This window comes from Cryptosporangium aurantiacum, from assembly GCF_900143005.1.
Taxonomy (GTDB): domain Bacteria; phylum Actinomycetota; class Actinomycetes; order Mycobacteriales; family Cryptosporangiaceae; genus Cryptosporangium; species Cryptosporangium aurantiacum.
Genome location: NZ_FRCS01000011.1, coordinates 118450 through 133363, shown reverse-complemented (window position 1 = coordinate 133363; position 14914 = coordinate 118450). Strand labels below are relative to the sequence as shown.

At 72.5% G+C, this 14914-nt stretch carries 16 protein-coding genes; 6 read left to right on the top strand and 10 right to left on the bottom strand.

Annotated elements, in window-relative coordinates:
* Positions 1-4 precede the first annotated feature (4 nt).
* Positions 5-661, bottom strand: a complete 657-nt coding sequence (locus BUB75_RS30810; protein WP_073261784.1) for a hypothetical protein — start codon at positions 659-661, stop codon at positions 5-7.
* Between the two features lie 126 nt (positions 662-787).
* Positions 788-1204 carry a CBS domain-containing protein gene (locus BUB75_RS30805; protein WP_073261782.1) on the bottom strand — a complete coding sequence of 139 codons (417 nt, stop codon included), beginning with the start codon at positions 1202-1204 and terminating at the stop codon, positions 788-790.
* Positions 1205-1677: 473 nt separating this feature from the next.
* Between BUB75_RS30805 and BUB75_RS48915 the strand changes: the two genes are divergently transcribed.
* Both BUB75_RS48915 and BUB75_RS30795 read left to right on the top strand, forming a co-directional pair.
* A complete protein-coding gene (locus tag BUB75_RS48915; protein ID WP_281248397.1) occupies positions 1678-1800 on the top strand; it encodes a hypothetical protein in 123 nt (40 codons plus the stop codon).
* Between the two features lie 228 nt (positions 1801-2028).
* Entirely contained in the window at positions 2029-2913 is an 885-nt protein-coding gene (locus BUB75_RS30795; RefSeq protein ID WP_073261780.1) for an alpha/beta fold hydrolase, read from the top strand.
* 12 nt (positions 2914-2925) lie between these two features.
* On the opposite strand, the gene BUB75_RS30790 is transcribed toward BUB75_RS30795, so the two are convergent.
* On the bottom strand, positions 2926-3621 hold the full coding sequence (locus BUB75_RS30790; RefSeq protein WP_073261779.1) for an SDR family NAD(P)-dependent oxidoreductase: 696 nt from the start codon (positions 3619-3621) through the stop codon (positions 2926-2928).
* Positions 3622-3703: 82 nt separating this feature from the next.
* On the opposite strand from BUB75_RS30790, the gene BUB75_RS30785 reads away from it, so the two are divergent.
* Together BUB75_RS30785 and BUB75_RS47275 are read left to right on the top strand one after the other, a co-directional pair.
* Positions 3704-4351 carry a TetR/AcrR family transcriptional regulator gene (locus BUB75_RS30785; protein WP_073261777.1) on the top strand — a complete coding sequence of 216 codons (648 nt, stop codon included), beginning with the start codon at positions 3704-3706 and terminating at the stop codon, positions 4349-4351.
* A 65-nt stretch (positions 4352-4416) separates the two neighbouring features.
* Entirely contained in the window at positions 4417-6189 is a 1773-nt protein-coding gene (locus BUB75_RS47275) for an LLM class flavin-dependent oxidoreductase (protein WP_218617859.1), read from the top strand.
* A 12-nt stretch (positions 6190-6201) separates the two neighbouring features.
* Here the strand turns inward: BUB75_RS47275 and BUB75_RS30770 are convergent, their stop codons facing one another.
* The 6 genes from BUB75_RS30770 to BUB75_RS30745 form a co-directional block, all read right to left on the bottom strand.
* Positions 6202-6645, bottom strand: a complete 444-nt coding sequence (locus tag BUB75_RS30770; protein ID WP_073261775.1) for an STAS domain-containing protein — start codon at positions 6643-6645, stop codon at positions 6202-6204.
* 149 nt (positions 6646-6794) lie between these two features.
* Positions 6795-7922, bottom strand: a complete 1128-nt coding sequence (locus BUB75_RS30765) for a DmpA family aminopeptidase (protein WP_178380016.1) — start codon at positions 7920-7922, stop codon at positions 6795-6797.
* A gap of 35 nt (positions 7923-7957) precedes the next feature.
* Positions 7958-8986 (bottom strand): FAD-dependent monooxygenase, encoded by a 1029-nt coding sequence (locus BUB75_RS30760; RefSeq protein ID WP_073262041.1) that lies wholly within the window; start codon positions 8984-8986, stop codon positions 7958-7960.
* Between the two features lie 5 nt (positions 8987-8991).
* Complete coding sequence (locus tag BUB75_RS30755) at positions 8992-9507, bottom strand: isoprenylcysteine carboxyl methyltransferase family protein (RefSeq protein ID WP_073262039.1); 516 nt, start codon at positions 9505-9507, stop codon at positions 8992-8994.
* The gene (locus BUB75_RS30750) at positions 9504-10658 is read right to left on the bottom strand and encodes a type III polyketide synthase (RefSeq protein ID WP_281248402.1); all 1155 of its coding nucleotides are present in this window, start codon (positions 10656-10658) and stop codon (positions 9504-9506) included. Before BUB75_RS30750 ends, BUB75_RS30755 begins: the two co-directional genes overlap by 4 nt.
* A gap of 28 nt (positions 10659-10686) precedes the next feature.
* Complete coding sequence (locus BUB75_RS30745; RefSeq protein ID WP_073261771.1) at positions 10687-11106, bottom strand: organic hydroperoxide resistance protein; 420 nt, start codon at positions 11104-11106, stop codon at positions 10687-10689.
* A gap of 82 nt (positions 11107-11188) precedes the next feature.
* On the opposite strand from BUB75_RS30745, the gene BUB75_RS30740 reads away from it, so the two are divergent.
* Positions 11189-11800, top strand: a complete 612-nt coding sequence (locus BUB75_RS30740; RefSeq protein WP_084741912.1) for a TetR/AcrR family transcriptional regulator — start codon at positions 11189-11191, stop codon at positions 11798-11800.
* A 40-nt stretch (positions 11801-11840) separates the two neighbouring features.
* Here the strand turns inward: BUB75_RS30740 and BUB75_RS46585 are convergent, their stop codons facing one another.
* Complete coding sequence (locus BUB75_RS46585; protein WP_073261769.1) at positions 11841-12587, bottom strand: hypothetical protein; 747 nt, start codon at positions 12585-12587, stop codon at positions 11841-11843.
* 241 nt (positions 12588-12828) lie between these two features.
* Here BUB75_RS46585 and thrS point away from each other — a divergent pair, with 241 nt between their 5' ends.
* Positions 12829-14832: a threonine--tRNA ligase gene (gene thrS / locus BUB75_RS30730; protein ID WP_073261767.1), complete on the top strand. Its 2004-nt coding sequence runs from the start codon at positions 12829-12831 to the stop codon at positions 14830-14832.
* Positions 14833-14914 lie beyond the last annotated feature (82 nt).

Below are 14914 nucleotides of genomic sequence, written 5' to 3'. Positions count from 1 at the left end.
CGGCTCACGGCCGGGCGTCGGAGCGGCGACGGCGGGTGTCGTCGCGGAGTGCCTCGGTGTGGTCGAGAACGTCGCTGATCGACTGGGCCAGCGCGGGGTGGCTCGGGCCGAGCGAGTCGCGGGCTGCCCGGAGCGGCCCGAGCAACTCGGCAGTGTCGCTGCCGCCGAGCGTCCGGTGGACGCGGTCGACGCTCTCCCGGGTCGGCTCGTCCAGGTCCGGGAGGTCGTGCAACTCGGCTACGCGCGCGGCGATTCGGCGCAGCGTCCCGGCCTGCCGCCGGGCCCACTCGACGACCGCGCGATCCTCCGCGCGCCGGTCGCGCTCGTTGCGGACCCGTTCGTCCCGGGTGGAGCCGGCCTCGTCGTCGCGGGCCGGGCGTAGTCGCAGGTAGCGCCGCTCGGCTGCTTGCCTGCTGGCGACGCCGAGCGCCGGCGCCAGGTCGTGCCAGCTGACGCCGAGCGCCCGGGCGGCGTCGATCAGCTGTGGCTCCCACCCGGCGAGTTCGTCTCGCAGTTCGCGGAGCGTGGAGAGTGCGGCCAGGATCGTGGCGGCGTCGGGCTCCTCGGTGCGCGGCGCCGACACGACGCCGTGCACGAGCCGGACGCGGTCGGCGGCGGCCTGCGGTATCGGGGGCAGGTCGCTCGCGTCCTCGTCCGCCATCGTCGTCCTTCCGATGACACGTAGAAAGTCATCCGTCGGTTGACACTCTACCCGTGTGAAAGCGCTGCACACTTTGTGCCCCTCTGACGGCACAAAGTGTGCAGCGCTTCCCACCCCACTCCCGGGTTACGGCGTTGTGAGGGCGTCTATCAGGTCGCCTACTCGGCGGTCCGGCAGCGCGCGGGCGACGTCGGCCAGCGCGACGATCCCCACCAGGCTGTGGCCGTCGATGACCGGGAGGCGGCGCACCTTGTGGCTGCTCATCGTCTGCAGGATGTCGGCGGCGTCGTCGTCAGCGCCGATCGTCACCGGCTTGCCCTGCGCGAAGTCGCTGGCCGTGCAGTTCGCCGGGTCGCGCCCCGCCGCGATCGCTTTCACCACGATGTCGCGGTCGGTCAGCATTCCTTTCAGCCGGTTGTCCTGCCCGCAGATCGGCAGCGACCCGACGTCCAGATCGGCCATCTTCTTGGCGGCGGCCGCGAGCGTGTCGGCTTCCCCGACGCATGTGACGTCCGGCGTCATGATTTCCCTGGCAGTAGGCACGGGATCCTCCTCGGGGACGAAATGGATTCCCGCGGGGTACCCGGGGATCCAGGGGAGATGCCCTCGCGTCGCCGTCATTCCCGCCCCGCAGGCCCCACCCGCTCCACGCCCGCTCGGCGGCCCGACCGGCCCGCCCCGATCGGCCGGGTCTGAGCGGCCCGCCCCGATCGGCCCGCCCGAGCGACCGGTCCGAGCGGCCCGCCCCGATCGGCCGGGTCCGAGCGGCCCGCCCCGATCGGCCGGGTCTGAGCGGCCCGCCCCGATCGGCCCGCCCGAGCGACCGGTCCGAGCGGCCCGCCCCGATCGGCCGGGTCTGAGCGGCCCGCCCCGATCGGCCCGCCCGAGCGACCGGTCCGAGCGGCCCGCCCCCGAGCGACCGGTCCGAGCGGCCCGCCCCGAGCGAACCGGCCCGAGAGGCCGGGCCGCGCCGCGAATCACGGGAAGACCGGGAGTGCGAGGCCTCCAGCCGGGGCATGTCCGCCAGCACCGTGATCGCCACGATCAGCCCGCCGGCCACCGTGAACCCCATCACCGCGATCGGGCGTCCATCCGCAGTGACCACTACGCCCGCCGCACCGTTCACCAGCGCCGGATGAACGATCGAGTCCGGCCGCGCGAACATCAGCGCCTGGTTCGCGACCGCGGTGGCACCCCGCAGCACCACGGACGCCGTCACCCCACCCGGGCGCTTCCCCTCGCTCGACGTCCTCCAGTGTGACGGTCGCGAGGGAGCCGAGGTGACGCCGGAGAGGTGTAGGACTCCGATGTGGGGTAACGGAACAGTCTGTCTCGACCGTTTCTACTCAGAGTTGAGGGGGCGCGGCATGACGGAGATTTCGTGCACGCGGCAGCACTACTTCGACCAGTTCCGGACTGAGTTACCCACCCGCAACGGGCCGGTCAGCTGTGTCGACACCGGCGGACCCGGCACACCCGTGCTGTTCCTGCACGGCGTCGGGACCAGCAGCTACCTCTGGCGGAACGTGTTCGCCGAACTCGACGGGGATCGCCGGTGCGTCGCGGTCGATTTCCCGTTGCACGGCCGGACGCCCGCCGAACCCAACCAGGACTTCACGCTGCCCGCGATGGCCGGGTTCGTCGCCGACTGCTGCGACGCGATCGGGGCCGATCGTGTCGACCTGGTCGCGAACGACACCGGCGGGGCGGTCGCGCAGGTTTTCGCGGCCGCGAACCCGGACCGGCTGACGTCGCTGGCGTTGACAAACTGCGAGGCGCACGACAACATCCCGCCGACCGCGTTCCTGCCGACCGTGCTGCTCGCGCGGGCGGGCATGCTCGCACGCACCGGGCCGCGCTTGCTCGCCGACGTCGACCGGGCGCGCAGGCTGGTGTACGGCGCCGGGTACCAGGACGTGGAGGCGATCCCCGAGGAGATCGTGCGGGCCAACCTCACACCGCTGATCGGCACCCCGGACGCCGCTCGACAGTTCCAGCGGTTCCTCACCTCGCTGCGCTCCCGCGACCTGCTCGCGGTGGAGTCGGACCTGACGCGGCTGACCGTCCCGACCGTGATCATCTGGGGCACCGGGGACATCTTCTTCCGGCGGAAGTGGGCGTACTGGTTACGGGACACGATCCCGGGCGCGTCCCGGGTCGTGGAGATCGCGGGCGGCAAGTTGTTCTTCCCGGACGAGCGGGCACGCGAGCTCGCCGCCGCACTGCGGCGTCACTGGGCACGCCCGGCGTGATCCGGGCGCGGTCTAGGCTGCCGCGGTCTCGACCGTGTCGGTGCGGCCGACGAGCGAGTACACCCGGTCGGCCAGGACGTCCGGGCTGATCCGCGGCAGCACCCCGGACAGCTGCTCGTCGAAGTGGCCCTGGTCGACCAGCGCGGCCGCCGCGCTGCGCTCGATCAGCGAGCCGATCAGAAACGCGTGCACGTCGACGCCGCGCGGCCCGACACTCGCCGCGACGCTGTGCAGGTACTGCAGCAGCGCGCTCTGCGGCACGGCGGAGCTGGCGAGCACCGGGTCGGGGGTGCGCACCGACGAGCCGAGCGCCACGACCAGGCTTCCCGACCCGCGGGCGAGCAGGCCCGGCAGTAGCGCCCGCGTCAGCGCGACCGGCGAGAGCAGGTTGAGCGGGAGCCAGGACTCCAGCTCCTCGGCGTCCAGGTCGAGCGCGGCGACCGGCAGCCGGCTCACGTCGCCCGGGCTGTAGACCGTGACGTCCGGCGCCCTGAGCGTCCGCGCGACCTCGCGGACCCGGTTCCGGTCGGTCAGGTCGGCGACCACGGCGGTCGCGGACACGTCCGCGGCGCGGAGTGACGCGGTGAGCGGCTCCAGCGTGGCCGGGTTCCGGCCGACCAGCGTCACCGCGTATCCCTCACGGCCGAACCGGTGGGCGACCGAGAGGCCGAACGCGGGTCCGGCGCCGAAAACAGCCAGCGTGGGCATGGGAGTCCTCCGAACGAATAAGTTGAAGATGCCCTCAAGTTAGCTGAACTTGAGGAAGTCCTCAAGTTGCTATCCTGGTCCGATGAGCGCACCGACCCGCCCGCTGCGGCGGGACGCCCAGCGCAACCGCGATCTGCTGGTGGCCGCCGCGAAGGACGTGTTCGCCGCCCGGGGCCTCGACGCGCCGCTGGAGGACGTCGCCCGCGAGGCCGGCGTCAGCATCGGGACGCTCTACAACCGCTTTCCGACCCGGGCGGAGCTGATCGACGCCGCCCTGATCGACGTCGTCGAAGAGTCGGTGGCCTCCGCGGAACGCGCGCTCGCCCACCCCGATCCGTGGCAGGGGCTGGTCGACCATCTGACCGCGATCGGCGAGCTGCAAGCCCGGCACCGCGGTTTCACCGACATCTGCGTCCGCACGCTTCCGGCCGGCTCAGCCACCGAACAGGCCAAGGGGCGGGGGCACGGGCTGTTCGTGGCGCTGCTCGAGCGGGCGCGGGGGGCCGGTGCGCTCCGGCCGGACGTCGACGTCTCCGACGTCGGACTGCTGATGTGGGCGGCGGTGCGGGCGACCGAGGGGCTGCGGGCCGTCGCGCCGGACGCCTGGCGCAGGCACGTCGGGATCGTGCTCGACGGGCTGCGTGGTGAGGCGGCGCATCCGCTGCCCGGTGGCCCGCTCTCGCCGGACGCGGTGCGCGACGCGATGGCGTTCGGGCGACTCTCTGACTGATCATCTGTCACTCAACTCTTCTGCGTGGCAGACTATTTGCCACGGACGATGAGTGGAGCGACACGATGGCCGACTACGGACACGACCTGGTGTTCGGTACGTTCCTGACCCCGACTGCCGACGCGCCCGATCGCGTGGTGGCGCTCGCGCAGCTCACCGAGCAGGTCGGGCTCGACCTCGCGACCGTGCAGGACCACCCCTACCAGGCCCGATTTCTCGACACCTGGACGCTGCTGTCGGTCATCGCCGCCCGCACCACGACGCTGCGCGTCACGCCGAACGTCGTGAACCTACCGCTGCGGCCACCCGCGGTGCTGGCCAAGAGCGTCGCGTCGCTCGACCTGCTCACCGGCGGCCGGGTGGAGCTGGGCCTGGGGTCCGGGGCGTTCTGGGACGGCATCGCCGCGCTCGGCGGACGCCGGCTCACCCCGGCGCAGGGCGTCGACGCGCTGGCCGAGGCGATCCGGGTGATCCGGGCGCTGTGGGCGCCGGGCGGGTCGGTTCGCCTCGACGGCGAGTACTACCGCGTCGCGGGCGCGCATGCCGGTCCGGCCCCGGCGCACGACGTCGGGATCTGGCTGGGCGCCTACAAAAAGCGCATGCTGACGCTGACCGGCCGCGCCGCCGACGGGTGGCTCCCCAGCAGCCCGTACGCCGGCCCGGACCAGCTGCCCGCGATGAACGCCACGATCGACGCGGCGGCCGAGGAGGCCGGCCGGGACCCCCGGGAGATCCGGCGGCTCTACAACATCTCCGGCCGGTTCGCGCCGCGCGGCACCGGGTTCCTCACCGGGCCACCGGCGATGTGGGCCGAGCAACTCGCCGAGCTCGCGCTCGGCTCGGGTATCAGCGGGTTCATCACGATGGGCGACGACCCGGACGAGGTACGCCGGTTCGCCGCCGAGGTGGTTCCCGCGGTCAACGACTTGGTGGACGCCGAGCGCGGGCGCCGTGCGGGCGCCCCACCGTCCCCCGATCGCACCACCGCAACGGGGAGCAGCGTCGATGCGGGCAGGGTCGACGCGGGCTGGGCGCCCACCGGCTCCGACACCACCGGCCGCGCCGCAGGCACCGCGGCACCCGCGGCGGGCGGCACCGCGGCACCCGCGGCGGCCGGGAGTGCTGCCGCGTCTGCGGCCGGGAGCACTGCCGCACCCGCGGCGGGGAGTGCTGCCGCGGCGGCCGGGAGTGCTGCCGCGTCTGCGGCCGGGAGCACTGCGGCGGCCGGGCGGTTGCCGGTCGGGCTGGGGATCACGCCGACCCCCGACGACGGCGTGCGGCTCTCCGACGTCCGACTGTGGGACGAGACCACCCGGCCCACCGGGCCGGCACCCGACGCCGACCGGGCCTACACGCCCGCCGAGCGCGCCTCCGGCCAGCACCTGATCGACGTCCACGACCACCTGCGCTCCGAGCTCACGACCGTCCGCGACCTGGTCGAGCAGGTCGCGGACGGGCTCACCGACCCCGGCGCCGCCCGATCGGCGATCAACGCGATGACGATGCGCCAGAACAACTGGACGCTCGGCACCTACTGCGAGTCGTACTGCCGGGTCGTCACCACCCACCACACGCTGGAGGACCAGGCGCTCTTCCCGAGGCTGCGCCGCGCGGACGCCGGGCTGGTGCCGGTCGTCAACCGGCTGGTGGAGGAGCACCTGGTGATCCACGAGGTGCTCGAACGGGTGGATCGGGCGCTGGTCGCCCTGGTGACCGACGAGAAGGCCATCGACGACGTCCGGGCGGCCGTCGACCTGCTCTCGGACACGCTGCTCTCGCACCTGTCGTACGAGGAGCGCGAACTGGTCGAGCCGCTCGCGCGCTTCGGCATCCTCTGAGCCGCCGAGCAGCTACTCCCAGCGCCACCCGGACGCCGGGCCGGGCAGGTCCGGCCAGTCGGTGTCGTGCTCGATCAGCCCGGCCAGCCCGGCCGCCTCCAGGACCCGCCGGACGAAGTGGCTGGGACGGCAGACGACGAACGTCGCGTCGTGCCGCGCGGCCGCCCGCGAGGCGGCCTCCAGGCAGGCCGCCCCGGGCGCACCCAGGTACGCCACCCGGAGCAGGTCGACGATGACCAGGTCGACGGCCGGCAGCCGGGCCGCCGCGACCAGGTGCTCCAGCGTCTGTGGCGCGGTGCTCTCGTCGAGCGTGCCGACGAGCACGAACAGCGCGTAGTGGGTCTCCTCGTCGACCACCCGCGCCACGTCCAGCGAGCCGTCGCCGGACGCGAACGGCTCGAGGACGTCGGCGGAGAGCGGCGCGCGCACGACCAGGCGGTGCTGGGGCTCGTCCACGGCGTCTCCCTGAGCTCGGACACAGTGCAGGGGCCACTATGAAGCGCGAAGTGTTCGTCAGCGACCCGTTGGGAACCAATCGTACCGAATCCCAAAAATTGGGGTGTTCTCGGGCGTGTGGGGCGCTCTCCGTTGGGTATGAACGGCCGTTACGTCGCGCGCTCCGCCGCGGCGCGGACGGCGTCGTGGGGGAGCGCCGGCACCCGGTACCCGCGGTGGCCGGTCATGTCCTCGTTGGCCACCAGGACGTCGACCACGGCTTCCTCCACCGCCTGCACCGCGGCGTCGAAGAACCGGTCGATCCGGCCCCAGGGCACGAACCGCAGCTGCTCGTACTCGTCGTCCGCCACCGGTCCGGCCGGGAACGTGCTGGTCAGCGCACCCGCGTTCGCGGTGCTGAACGCCAGGAACAGGTCGCCGGAGAAGTGGCTGCCCGCGGTGCCCGACCGGCCGATGCCGAGCGTCGCCCGGCGGGCCAGCGCCGCGCACTGTCCGGGAAGCAGCGGCGCGTCGGTCGCCAGCACGACGATCACCGACCCGGCGCCCGGCGGTTTCCGGCCCGGTCCCGCGACCGGATCGGGGTGTGTCTCGGCCAAATCCGCGCCGATCCGGACGCCCGCGATCGTCAGCTCCCGGCGCGCACCGTAGTTAGCCTGGATGAACGCGGCGACCGTGTACCGGTCCGAGCCGTACTCCACGATCCGCGACGCCGTACCGGAACCGCCCTTGAACCCGTGGCAGATCATGCCGGTACCGCCGCCGACGCTGCCCTCGTCGAGCGGCCCGGTGGTGGCTGCGTCGAGCGCGGCGATCGCGTGCTCCGGACGGACGTGGCGCCCGTTGATGTCGTTGAGCTCGCCGTCGTACGTCTCGGCGACGACCGGCAGCAGCCACTGCTCGGCGACCCGGGGGTGGTGGGTGGCGATCCAGTCGACGACGCCCTGGTGCGCCGGGCCGACCGCGTGGGTGTTCGTGATCGCGATCGGCGTGCTCAGGGCGCCGTTCTCGCTGATCCACGTCGTCCCGGTCATCTCGCCGTTGCCGTTGAACGAGAACCAGCCGGACGCGCACGGCACGCCGACGCCGTCGCGTCCGCGCGGCAGGATCGCAGTGACACCGGTCCGCACGCCCGCACCCTCGACCAGCGTCGTGTAGCCCACGGCCACGCCGGGCACGTCGGTCAGCGCGTTCCAGGGCCCGGGCGTGCCGAGGAACGGGACTCCGAGCGCGCGAGCGCGCAGCCGGCCGGAGGGGGTGCGGAGCAGGGCGTCGTCCATGGACGCCATGATCGGGCGTCGCCTGAGCGGGGGCGTCAGCGGGCCAGTTGGTTCACGACCGTCGCGAACGTGCGGGGTAGCCGCGCCGCCGCCGGGACGATCGTCCGGGACAGCAGCGGCCGGTTGCGGGCCCAGAGCAGACCACCGGTCAGCACCCGGTACCGCCGGGATGCCCGGCGCCAGCGTCGCTCGTACGCGGCCGGGCGGTCCGCGGCGACGCAGGCCACGAGCTCGGCGGCGCTCGCCCAGGCCACCGCGAGGCCCTCGCCGGTCAGCGCGTCGACGTACCCGGCGGCGTCGCCGACCAGCAGCACCCGGCCGGCGACGCGGGAGGCGACCCGCTGCCGGAGCGGGCCCGCGCCGCGGACCGCGCCGACCGGGTGTTCCAGGCGGGCCGTCAGCGCGGGGAACGCGTCGAGGTGGTCGTTGTACGGCCCCCGTGCGGTGGTGAGGAGCGCGACGCCTACCAGGTCGGGGGCCACCGGGGTCACGTACGCCTCAGCGCCGGACGTCCAGTGCACCTCGACGAGGTCCGTCCACGGGGCGACGCGATAGTGCTGCCGGAGCCCGTGCCGGGCGGGGCCTCTCGACGGACGCTGCAGCCCGAGCTGCCGCCGGATCGGCGAGTGCAGCCCGTCGGCTGCCGCGAGGTACCGGGCCCTCATCCCGGCGACGCGGACGCCGTCGGCGTCCTGGGCCACGGTGTCCGCCGCGCGGGGCACGATCTCGACACCGGCCCTCGTTACCGCGTCGACGAGGTTCGCGTGCAACGCCGTGCGCCGGACGCCCAGGCCCCGGACGCTCCGTCCCGAGCCGCTCCGGAACAGCGCGTCGACCCCGCGCGTCGCGTCCGCGTAGTGGATGCCGCGGAAGGGCAGGCCGGGAACCTGGACACCGAGCTCCGACAGGAGCTCGACGGCTCCGGGCATCAGGCCCTCGCCGCACGCCTTGTCGATCGGGGTGGCCCGTGGCTCCAGCACGGTCACCGTGAGGCCGCGGCGCGCGGCGAGCAGCGCCGTGACCAGCCCCGCCGGGCCGCCCCCGGCCACCAGCAGGTCGATCACCCCGGTCACGTGCTCGAGGCAGCCCGCAGGGCCGCGTCCTCGGCGCGGATCCGGACGGTCAGCAGCCCGGCGTTCAGCACCGTGAAGACCAGCGCGGTGACCCAGGCGGTGTGCACCAGCGGGAGCGCGAAGCCCTCGACGACGACCGCGACGTAGTTCGGGTGCCGGAGCCAGCGGTACGGGCCGCCGGTGACCAGCGGCATCCCGGGAACGACGATGATCCGGGTGTTCCACTGGTGGCCGAGCGTCCGGATGCACCACCAGCGCAGACCCTGCGCGGCCACCACGAGCACCAGCATCGGCCATCCCAGCCAGGGCAGGAACGGCCGGTCGGCCTGCCAGACCTCGATCAGGCACCCGGCGAGGAACCCGGTGTGCAGGACGACCATGAACGGGTAGTGGCCTTTGCCGTACTCCCGGCCGCCGCGGGCGAAGCTCCAGCGCATGTTGCGCACGGCGACGAACAGCTCGGCGACGCGTTCGAGACCGACCGCCAGGACGAGGATCGTGTAGAAGCTCACCACTGCAGCAGCACCAGTTCCGCGGAGAAGCCGGGGCCCATCGCCAACAGCATGCCGGGCGTATCCGGCTCCGGTGGGCGATCCACCAGAGTGTCCCGCAGGATGTGGAGCACGGACGCCGACGAGACGTTGCCGATCCGGCGCAGCGAGCTCCAGCTGGCGCCGAGCGCGCCCTCCGGGAGTTCCAGGCCGGTCTCCACGGCTTCCAGCACCTTCGGGCCGCCGGGGTGGGAGACCCAGGTCGTGATGTCCTTCCTGGTCAGCCCGTGGTCGGCGAGGAACGTGTCCACATCGGCGCGCAGGTGCTCCGCGACGAGCGCGGGGACCTCGGTGCCGAGCACGACCCGCAGGCCGCCGGCGCCGACGTCGAAGCCCATCGTGCGGAACGTGCCGGGATAGAGCGCGCTGCGCGTCGCGATCACGCGCGGCCCCCGCGCCGAGGCCCGCGCGCCGGCCGAGCCAGCTGTGGCGGCCGACCCGGCCGTGGCGGCCGAGCCGGCCACGCCAGGCGTGGCGGCTGCGCGTTCCGGGCCGACGGCTACCACGGCGGCGGCGCCGTCGCCGAACAGGCCGCTGGCCACCAGGTTGGTCGGCGACCGGTCGTCGTACTGCGCGGTGAGTGAGCAGAGCTCGACCGTGACCAGGACCGCGACCTGGTCCGGCCAGCCGCGCAGGTAGTCGTGCAGCCGCGAGATGCCGACCGCCCCAGCAGCGCAGCCCAGGCCGACGATCGGCGTGCGCTTGACGTCCGGGCGCAGGCCGATGTGGCCGGCGATCCGGGCGTCCAGCGACGGGATCGCCAGGCCGGTGGAGCTGACCGCGAGGATCACGTCGACGTCGTCCACGGTGAGGCCGGCCTCGGCCAGCGCGCCGAGGATCGCACGCGAGCCGAGGTCGACCGCGCCGGTGAGGAACGCGTCGTTCGCGGCGCCGAAGTCCCGTAACGTGCGGTACTCCTCGATCGGCAGCACCAGGTGCCGGGTCTGGACGCCCGCGCCGCGATGGACGCGCTCCAGGAAACGCCGCTGGGCGTCATCGAGCCGACAGGCCTCGGCGACCAGATCGGTGAGCTCGGATTGCGGGTACCGGTGGTCGGGGAGGACGCCATGGACCGCGACGAGCTGCGTCATGGCTCGACCGTAGGCGCTGATCGCCGCCCGCGCCTCTCAGCGCCGCGTCCTACTCGACGACGAGTTCGACCGGGATGTTGCCGCGGGTCGCGTTGGAGTACGGGCACACCTGGTGGGCGGCCTCGACCAGCTCGCGACCGACCTCTCCCTGCAGGCTCTCCGGCAGCTCGACCCGCAGCGTCACGGCCAGCCCGAACGCGTTGTTCTCGCCCGCGACGAGGCCCACCTCAGCGGTCACCGCGGCCTCGGACGCGTCGATCTTGCGCTGACCGGCGATCAGCCCGAGCGCGCTGGAGAAGCAGGCCGCGTACCCGGCCGCGAACAGCTGCTCGGGGTTGCTCCCGGCGCCGCTGCCACCCATCTCCTTCGGGAACGAGAGCTGGACGTCGAGCTTGCTGTCGGACGTGCGCACGTGCCCGTTGCGGCCGTTTCCGTCGGCGGTGGCGATCGCGGTGTAGAGCGCAGACATGCCGGTCCCTTCGTCGAAGTTGCCATACAGACTGGTCTGTCTACCCCGCAGAATAGACAGGTCTGTCTGGTAACTTCAAGGCGTGCCGACGTTTCCTCCCCTCGAACTCCCCGGCGGTCTCGCGTCCGAGACCGCGCCGGACGCACGCCCGGCGAGCGCGCGCCGTCGCATCCTCGGCACCGCGAGCGTGCTGTTCTACACGGTGGGCATCCGCGCGGTCGGCATCGATCGGATCATCGCCGAGGCCGGCGTCGCGAAGGCCACGTTCTACCACCACTTCCCGACCAAGGACGCCCTGGTCTGCGCCTACCTCGCCGACCTGCACGACCGCCAGGCGGCGGCGCTGGCCACGCTGTCGGCGGGCATCGAACCGGTCGACGTGGTGCTGACGATGTTCGACGCGCTGGGCGAATTCACCTGCGGGCCGGGCTTCCGCGGCTGCGCGTTCGTCAACGCCGCGGTCGAATACCCCGACCCGGCCAGCCCGGTGCGGCGGGTCGTCGCCGACCACCGGCGCTGGTACGCGGACGCGCTGCGGGATCTGCTGCTGGCGAGCGACCACCCCACCCCGGACGCGGCGGCGCGGATGCTCGTGATGCTGCGGGACGGCGTTGTGGTCGGCGGGCAACTGGACGACCCCACCGAGGTGCGGGCGACGCTCCGCGCGTCGGTCACGGCCCTGCTCGCCGCCTGAGCGCTCAGTGGGCGCCGGAAGCGCCCACTGAGCGGGAGAATCAGCTGGCCGGGGCGGCCGGCTGGGCGGAGACCGTGGCCGGGTCGGTCGCCGGGTCGGTCGACGTCTCGGTCGTGGTGTCGGTCGTCGCGCTGTCGGCGCTGTCGGTCGTGGTCGTCGTGGTGGTGGTCGTCGTGGTGGTCGTGGTCGGCTCGGCCGCAGCGTCGGTGGCCGCGGTCTGCTGCGTCGGGTCCGGCGTGTCCTCGATCGGGGTCGCCGTGTCGACGGTGCCGTTGCCGTCGGTGTCGGAGTAGACCGTGTCGAACTCGGCGTCGTCGTTCGTGTCGACGACCACCGCGTCCACGACACCGTCGTAGTCGGAGTCGACCTCGACCGCGTCGAAGTCACCGTCGTTGTCGGTGTCGGCGGCGGTCCCGTCGATCACGCCGTCGCCGTTGGTGTCGACGGCCGCGTAGTCGAAGTCGCCGTCGCCGTCCCGGTCGTAGACCGCGGTGTCCGCGATGTGGTCGCCGTCGGTGTCGACGACCGCGTAGTCCACCGCGCCGTCACCGTCGGTGTCGGACGCCACGACGTCCACGTAGCCGTCGCCGTCGGTGTCGGCCGCGACCGTCTCGGACTCACCGTCGTGGTCCAGGTCGAGCACCGCGTACGCCGTGCCGTCGTCCTCCCGGTGGAGGTAACCGTCGACGACGCCGTCGCCGTCGTAGTCCAGCGGCACATCGTTGTCGGCGATCGTGCTGGTGGGGGCGTCGGCGCCGGAGTCGATCGTGTCGCCGCTGTCGCTCATCGTGGTTTCCGTTCTCGTCAAAAGGGGTGTGCTTGCTTGCCGACGACACTACGGACGGCGGTGTGCCGGGGGATCCCGGTTTCGTGCCACCTGCGGACCCCGTTCCGTCGTGCAGGCGACAGTTGGCAACCGATGGCGGTGTCGGGATTAACCGGTGCCGGGTTCGGGACGCCCGCCGACTAGCATCGTGGCGAGTCGGCAGCGAGTAGCCGGCACCCGCAGAGATGTCGAGGAGAGAACTGTGTCCGCACCCCGTTCCGCGCCCGTGACCGCCGCCGTCGTGGTGCCGGCCGGGACGACGGCCGCGGACGCGCTGGTCGCCGCCGGGATCCCCGTCGACGGCGGGCAGGCCGCGGTCGTCGTCCGTGACGCGGACGGTCAGCTCCGCGACCTGGAGTGGGTCCCGGACGCCGACGCCGAGGTCGAGCCGGTGCTCATCGACTCGCCCGACGGGCTCAACGTGCTGCGCCACTCCACCGCGCACGTCCTGGCCCAGGCCGTGCAGGACGTCTTCCCGGGCACCCTGCTCGGTATCGGCCCGCCGATCGAGAACGGCTTCTACTACGACTTCCTGCCGGAGAAGCCGTTCACCCCGGACGACCTCAAGCGCCTCGAGAAGCGCATGCAGGAGATCATCAAGGCCGGTCAGCGCTTCTCCCGCCGCCCGATCACCGACGACGAGGCGCGGCACGAGCTCGCCCACGAGCGGTTCAAGCTCGAGCTCATCTCGCTCAAGGGAGCCGGTGACGACGCCGCCGAGGGCGCGTCGGTCGAGGTCGGCGAAGGCGCGCTGACCATGTACGACAACCTCGACAAGAAGACCGGCGACCGGGTCTGGACCGACCTGTGCCGCGGCCCGCACCTGCCCACCACCCGCAACATCCCGGCGTTCAGCCTGCAGCGTTCGGCGGCGGCGTACTGGCGGGGCAGCGAGAAGAACCCGCAGCTCCAGCGGATCTACGGCACCGCGTGGCCGACCCGGGACGCGTTGAAGGCGTACCAGCAGCGCCTGGAAGAGGCCGCCAAGCGCGACCACCGCAAGCTCGGCGCAGAACTCGACCTGTTCAGCTTCCCCGACGAGTTGGGCTCCGGCCTGCCGGTGTTCCACCCGAAGGGCGGCATCATCCGCCGGGAGCTGGAGAACTACTCCCGGCAGCGGCACGAGGAAGCCGGATACTCGTTCGTCAACACCCCGCACATCACCAAGGGCCACCTGTACGAGGTCTCCGGCCACCTCGACTGGTACGCCGACGGCATGTTCCCGCCCATGGAGCTGGAGGGCGCGCAGTACTACCTCAAGCCGATGAACTGCCCGATGCACGACCTGATCTTCCGGTCGCGTGGGCGGTCGTACCGCGAGCTGCCGCTGCGGATGTTCGAGTTCGGCACCGTGTACCGGTACGAGAAGTCCGGCGTCATCCACGGCCTGACCCGCGTGCGCGGCCTGACCATGGACGACGCGCACATCTTCTGCACCCAGGAGCAGATCGAGGGTGAGCTCACCTCGCTGCTGCAGTTCGTCCTGGACCTGCTGAAGGACTACGGCCTCGACGACTTCTACCTGGAGCTGTCGACCAAGAACCCGGAGAAGTACATCGGGGACGACGAGGTCTGGGACGTCGCGACCGAGACCCTGCGGCGGGTCGCCACCGAGTCCGGGCTGGACCTGGTGCCGGACCCGGGCGGTGCGGCGTTCTACGGGCCGAAGATCTCGGTGCAGGCGCGGGACGCGATCGGCCGCACCTGGCAGATGTCCACGATCCAGCTCGACTTCATGCTGCCTGAGCGGTTCGAGCTGGAGTACCAGGCCGCCGACGGATCGCGGAAGCGGCCGGTGATGATCCACCGGGCGCTGTTCGGTTCGATCGAGCGGTTCTTCGGGGTGCTGACCGAGCACTACGCCGGTGCGTTCCCCGCGTGGCTGGCGCCGGTGCAGGTGATCGGGATCCCGATCGGGGACGGCCACGTCGGGTACCTGGAGGAGTTCGCCGCGCGCCTGCGCAGCCAGAGCATCCGGGTCGAGGTGGACACCGCGAGCGACCGGATGCAGAAGAAGATCCGGAACGCGCAGAAGCAGAAGATCCCGTTCATGGTGATCGCCGGTGACGACGACGTGGCGGCGGGCACGGTCTCGTTCCGGTACCGCGACGGGTCGCAGCGGAACGGCGTCCCGCTGGACGAGGCGATCGAGCACGTCGTCGACGTCGTGCGCTCCCGCACCAACGTGAGCCCGTCCGCCCTGTAGGCGGCCCGCCCAGAACAACGCTGACAGGCGAGCGGGCCTCCTGATGACGCTTCGCTGATGTCACGGCGTCGGCCCGCTCGAC

What these genes read in the sequence shown, in the direction of transcription:
- BUB75_RS30810 (WP_073261784.1), bottom strand. Translation starts at nt 661, where the DNA reads ATGGCGGACGAGGACGCGAGCGACCTGCCCCCGATACCGCAGGCCGCC.
- BUB75_RS48915 (WP_281248397.1), top strand. Translation starts at nt 1,678, where the DNA reads ATGTCCGCCAGCACCGTGATCGCCACGATCAGCCCGCCGGCCACCGTG.
- BUB75_RS30795 (WP_073261780.1), top strand. Translation starts at nt 2,029, where the DNA reads ATGACGGAGATTTCGTGCACGCGGCAGCACTACTTCGACCAGTTCCGG.
- BUB75_RS30790 (WP_073261779.1), bottom strand. Translation starts at nt 3,621, where the DNA reads ATGCCCACGCTGGCTGTTTTCGGCGCCGGACCCGCGTTCGGCCTCTCG.
- BUB75_RS30785 (WP_073261777.1), top strand. Translation starts at nt 3,704, where the DNA reads ATGAGCGCACCGACCCGCCCGCTGCGGCGGGACGCCCAGCGCAACCGC.
- BUB75_RS47275 (WP_218617859.1), top strand. Translation starts at nt 4,417, where the DNA reads ATGGCCGACTACGGACACGACCTGGTGTTCGGTACGTTCCTGACCCCG.
- BUB75_RS30765 (WP_178380016.1), bottom strand. Translation starts at nt 7,922, where the DNA reads ATGGACGACGCCCTGCTCCGCACCCCCTCCGGCCGGCTGCGCGCTCGC.
- BUB75_RS30745 (WP_073261771.1), bottom strand. Translation starts at nt 11,106, where the DNA reads ATGTCTGCGCTCTACACCGCGATCGCCACCGCCGACGGAAACGGCCGC.
- BUB75_RS46585 (WP_073261769.1), bottom strand. Translation starts at nt 12,587, where the DNA reads ATGAGCGACAGCGGCGACACGATCGACTCCGGCGCCGACGCCCCCACC.